Source organism: Bradyrhizobium sp. UFLA05-153 (genome assembly GCF_054185185.1).
Genome location: NZ_JBBIAM010000142.1, coordinates 17,302 through 22,449, shown reverse-complemented (window position 1 = coordinate 22,449; position 5,148 = coordinate 17,302). Strand labels below are relative to the sequence as shown.

At 61.7% G+C, this 5,148-nt stretch carries 4 protein-coding genes; all 4 read right to left on the bottom strand.

What is annotated here, in order from left to right; translation table 11 throughout:
* Window positions 1–882 precede the first annotated feature (882 nt).
* Window positions 883–1,482 (bottom strand): DsrE family protein, encoded by a 600-nt coding sequence (locus Q2941_RS44235; protein ID WP_458196484.1) that lies wholly within the window; start codon window positions 1,480–1,482, stop codon window positions 883–885.
* 36 nt (window positions 1,483–1,518) lie between these two features.
* Window positions 1,519–1,866, bottom strand: coding sequence for a hypothetical protein (locus tag Q2941_RS44230; protein ID WP_458196483.1), 348 nt, complete (start codon window positions 1,864–1,866; stop codon window positions 1,519–1,521).
* A 147-nt stretch (window positions 1,867–2,013) separates the two neighbouring features.
* On the bottom strand, window positions 2,014–3,054 hold the full coding sequence (locus Q2941_RS44225) for a TAXI family TRAP transporter solute-binding subunit (protein WP_027527802.1): 1,041 nt from the start codon (window positions 3,052–3,054) through the stop codon (window positions 2,014–2,016).
* A gap of 94 nt (window positions 3,055–3,148) precedes the next feature.
* Window positions 3,149–5,148, bottom strand: a 2,000-nt coding sequence (locus tag Q2941_RS44220) for a coiled-coil domain-containing protein (protein WP_458196482.1), incomplete at its 5' end; no start/stop codon positions are given.

Genomic DNA, 5,148 nt, shown 5'->3' with positions numbered 1-5,148 from the left:
ACTGCTGCCTTGGAAGTGGAAGCCTCAAAGCGTCGCTCACGCCGCTTAAGCGCCGATCAGCTAAGCGGCCTAGCCGGAGCCTTCGCCGGATGCGTACCTGAGACCGGCGGCATTACTCACATGTTCGAACGCGGATGCGGAAAGCGCCTCTGGGACGAATAGGCTGGGTCCTTGAGCGAAGGGCTCATCGAACAGGTTAGGTCCGTCGGCTTTAGCCGGTGGGCCTCGGATGGCAGCAGAAACTCGTACATGCGCCGTAGATCAGTCACACCGGACGAGTTCGCTACAAAGCAGTACCCGTCCGGCCTACGGACAGGTGCCGCCCACCTCGGACGAGATCATCTGGTGGAGTAATCCAATGGCCAATAAACGCAGCCCAGCGCGCCGTGGCCGGTATCCGTTCAGGATCCGCTGAGAAGGACAATGCTGGGGAGGCGGTTGATATAATGTATTGCACGAGGTCCAGGCCGCGCGGCGTGACCTAAGTATGACTCGCTTCTGCCTGCTGGAGGCAGAAGCCCTTCGCAGAATAGATCGAGCCGCAGCCAGACTCGCTGATCTGATACAATCACAGAACCGCAAAATAAAGCACTCCCCGGCTGACGAGTTGTTCGGAAGGGAAGAGGCTTAGTAAGGCCGCCTCAGTTGGCAGTCTCTATCTTCAAGAGGCGGACATACGTGCCGCTCTCGTGCAGTTCGAGCCGCAAGCCTCTGTCCGAAGCTTCGCCGAAAGAAATTGTCTCAGGAATTGCCGACAAGCGTGATTGGCTCCTTCCATCAATGAAGGTCCCATGAAACGTTCCCGTGTCATCAAAGAGCTGCCGTTTCACCGATCCGCCGTGCTCCGTCTACCAATTGCTCTGAATGGCCGATCAGTCCGGCTTACGGCTTGACGTAGGTCCAGCCCATCTCTTGCAACTCCATCACGCGCACGACACCCGACTTCACGACCTCCGCCTGCCGAACGATCGGTATGTTCTTGTTTTCGGCCTTCTGCATTTTCTCCTGGGTGTTGCCACAGGCCTTGAACGAAACCTCGGGGGTGCTCAGGGCCATCTCCTCGATGCGAGCCTTTACCGGCGATGTGTCTTCACGCAGCATGTTCAGGCCGGGCCCAAATGTGACCACCTCGATCTTCACCTTTTCGCCGAAGTCCTTGTAATATTGAGCCACGTTCGTTGCGTTGTTGAGCGCGAGATTCATCGCGGCGGGGTCGTTGGTGTTCACCTGCAGGATCAGGTGATGTTCTTTCTTCTTCGTTGCAGCCGGATCGTCCATGCGGGCAAGCGCGGATCGCGTCGGCGTCCTCGTCGTTCGCTTCGCTATGTGATGCCTCGCAGGGCTCGCTCTATGCACGACGGGTTGGCCGTCTGCCGGCGTCCAGTATTTTCCGCCCTGCTGCGCGGCCGCAAACGACGCGGACACCAGAACGGCGATCGCTCCCATCGCGGCCGCTTTTGCAACATCATGAAACTTGATCATCGTGAGCCTCCATCGAAGAAAATCATTTGCACACCATCAATGGTTCGGTGTCGCTATGGCGAGCGGCCATTTGCAGGCTGCGGCCATTTTCGCGCGCACCGCATCTATCCCGGCGAGGGAGAACGTTCCGTCATGGGCAGCCCCGCCCCGAGGTGAGAGGAGGACAATAAGGTCCCCGTTATCCGGCAGCGACTGCAGCAAGCGAACAACATCCCCGGCGAACGCAACGCCAGGAGCGAATGCCGGCACGGCGGCCGCGACCTGCACCGCTGGACGATCATTCACGCGATAGGAAATTGTATCATCACCGCCTCCGCGGGAGATGCCGGGGCCCGCGAGCACCAGCTCCGTCCGGCCGGCGCGACAGCGAATCGATAACTGCATCGCGGACTCGTCGGTCCCGCTGCGTGACAATGTCGTAGCGGTCGCGATCGGTGAGCTGTCTCTTATACACATGATGTGTATAAGAGACAGGCGCCAACGCAAGACCGCCGGTGGCCGCGAGTGCAATAAGCAGAATCGCGCCGCGTTTCATTGCGATGCACGTGTTGTGCGGAGCTGACGATCCAGCCATGCCTGTGCCGCAGGGACGCGCGTGAGACCCGGAACCGTCGCGGCGAGGTTGATGGATTTCCACTTCGGATCGAAACCGGGCGCCTGCAATCTGTCGATCCGGGAGAACAAGTGGTCGATGAAGCGCGCGACGCGCTCGGACCGATTCGACTTGGCCGGCCAATTGAAGGCGACCAGAGTGGTCGGCACGGCTATCGTCGAAACCCGTTCGCCCTGCTTGATCAGGTTGGGATAGTCGGCCGCGTCCAGAGAGGCGGGAAGATAATAATCCTCGAACTTGCTCTCGTACGGGACAGGCAGGAACTTGAAGCCTGGCTCCCAACGGCCCTTCACGAAAGCATCCACCGGCTTCGATGTGATGAAGACGACGGCTGACATCTCGCCTTTGCGCATCTGCTCGAGCGCGATTTGGTGTGGAATAAACGTCTTTTCCACCTCGATGTTGAGGCGGCTGAAGATCAGCGGCCCCGAATAGGCCGCAGCAGTGCCCTGCGTATTGAAATTGACCTTCTTGCCGGCGAGATCGTTCAAGTTCCGGATCTCCGGTCGAACGAAGATCTGCAGCTCGGACGGGAACAGATTCAGGACATACGCAATTCGTCGCTGGATGTCCGGCACCTGGCTCTTGTATTCCTCGAGCGCGTCGGAATTGATGATTGCCGCATCGATGCCGCGCAGATAGAGCAGGGAGTTCAGGTTTTCCGTGGCCCCGCGGGTGACAACCGGCAGAACATGCAGGTTATCCCCATCGTCGACCACACGGGCGATCTCTGCCGCCAGGCGGATCGGCGCGCCCTCGAGCAGACCTCCGGCCAGGCCGATCGTCCAGGCGTTCATGGAGATCACCTCAGGCCTTGGCTGCGTCGGCTCGGGCCGTGTCAGGCGAACCTTGTGAGGCCTATTTTGCGACTGCGCCTCCGCCCCAGGCTGAATGGCGAAGAGCAACGGCGCGAACGCTGCGAGTAAAAGCAGCCGACGCAATCCCATAAACCTTTTCATCGACCAGCTCCTCCACACATGCTGTATCCGTATCGGCGCTTTCGAGCCTTGATTGCGCATGGTCGGTTTGGAAAATCGCCGCACAAAGACCGTGTTATCGACGCAACGCTTCTAGTCGTGCCTTCGCTTCCTTGACTCCTCCGGCTTCGGCCCGCGCATAAAGATTTTGCGCTTTAGTGAGATCGCCTTGCGTTCCATACGTTCCCCACTTTGGAAGGATCCGCGGATCGTAGGTTTCCGCGAGCACGAAGCTTGCTTGCGCGCTGCCCATCTCAGCGGCGCGCTCCAGCACGATCCGCGCCGCGCCGATGTTTCCCTGTTCAAGCAGTACGCTCGCGCGCGCGATCAATTTCGCCGCTTGCATCTCTTCGTCAGGATTGACCTGGGCTTTGCCCTGGCTGCGCGCCGCTATGGCCTGGTCTTGGACTGGCTTGTCTTTGACTGATTTGTCTTGGATTGGCTTGTCTTGGACGGGTCGGTTCTGGATTGGCCGTGCCGGCGCTGCCTGCAACTCCTCGCGCGCGACCTGGCCAGTGGTAGCCAGCTCAGGCCGAGCGGGGGGATCTTTCGCCACAAGCGCGACGTTATCGTGACGCGCCGATGCGAGATCCCGTTCCAGTCCCCCGGCGCGCTCGCGTTCACGCAGCAACAAGCCGCGCAGCGCCGCCGATTCGCGTTCTCCGGCTTGCTTGATCCGTACGACTTCCTCGCTTGCCTTGGACGCGCGCTCGGTCTGCGCGTCGAGATCACGGCTTGCTTTCGAGAGATCCCGGGCTAGTTGCTCAGCCCGCTCGCGCTCTCGTTGCTGCGATTGCCGCAAGTTGGCGGTATCGCTCGCTTCCGCCTGTTTAAGCTGCGCCGCGTCCTCACTGGCTTTGGCCGCTTGAGCCTCGTATGCGTAGATCTTGCTGCGCGCCATCGAGAGATCCTGCGTCAGCGCATCGGCTCTCTCACGCTCCTTCTGCATCAATCGCCTCTGTTCCGCGGCGCCAGCTTGTGCTGCCTGCGTCAGCTTGGCGACTTCGTCGCTCGCCTTTGTCGCCAGTGCCGTCTGCGCATCGATATCTCGACGCGCGGCCGCCAGCGCCTGCTCCAACTGGCCGGACCGATCCCGCTCCTGTTGCAGGGATTTCTGCAACTCCAGCGCGCCGCTCCCTCCTGCCGCTTTCCGCGGGGACGCGTCCTCGCTGGCTTTCGCCACCACTGTCGTTTGCGCCTCGTATGCATAAATAGCGCTTCGCGTCAGGGAAAGATCCTGCGCAAGCGTGTCGGCCCTTTCGCGCTCCTTCTGCATCGATTGCCTCAAGTCCGCGGCACTGGCCTCCGCCGCCCGATTTCGCTGCGAAACTTCCTCGTTTGCCTTTGCCGCCAGCGCAGTCTGGGTTTCGACATCGTGCCGCGCGGCTGCGAGATTCTGCTCGAGCCGCGCTGATCGCTCGCGCTCATGCTGCAGCGTCTTTTGGAATTCCGCGGCGCCGCTCTCGCCCGCCTGTTTCAGCCGGGACGTCTCCTCACCTGCTTTCGTCGCCAGCGCAGTCTGGGTTTCGACATCGCGCCGCGCGGCTGCGAGATCCTGCTCCAGCTGCGCCGACCGCTCGCGCTCCTGCTGTAGCGTCTTTTGGAACTCCGCGGCGCCGCTCTCGCCCGCCTGTTTCAGCCGGGACGTTTCTTCACCTGCTTTCGTCGCCAGCGCAGCCTGGGTTTCGACATCGCGCCGCGCGGCTGCGAGATCCTGCTCCAGCCGCGCCGACCGCTCGCGCTCCCGCTGCAGCGTCTTCTGCGACTCCGCGGCGCCGCTCTCGCCCGCCTGTTTCAGCTGGGACGTTTCCTCACCTGCTTTCGTCTCCAGCGCAGCCTGGGTTTCGACATCGCGCCGCGCGGCTGCGAGATCCTGCTCGAGCCGCGCCGACCGCTCGCGCTCCTGCTGCAGCGTCTTCTGCGACTCCGCAGCCCCGCTCTCGCCCGCCTGTTTCAGCCGGGACGTTTCCTCACCTGCTTTCGTCGCCAGCGCAGCCCGGGTTTCGACATCGCGCCGCGCGGCTGCGAGATCCTGCTCGAGCCGCGCCGACCGCTCGCGCTCCTGCTGCAGCGTCT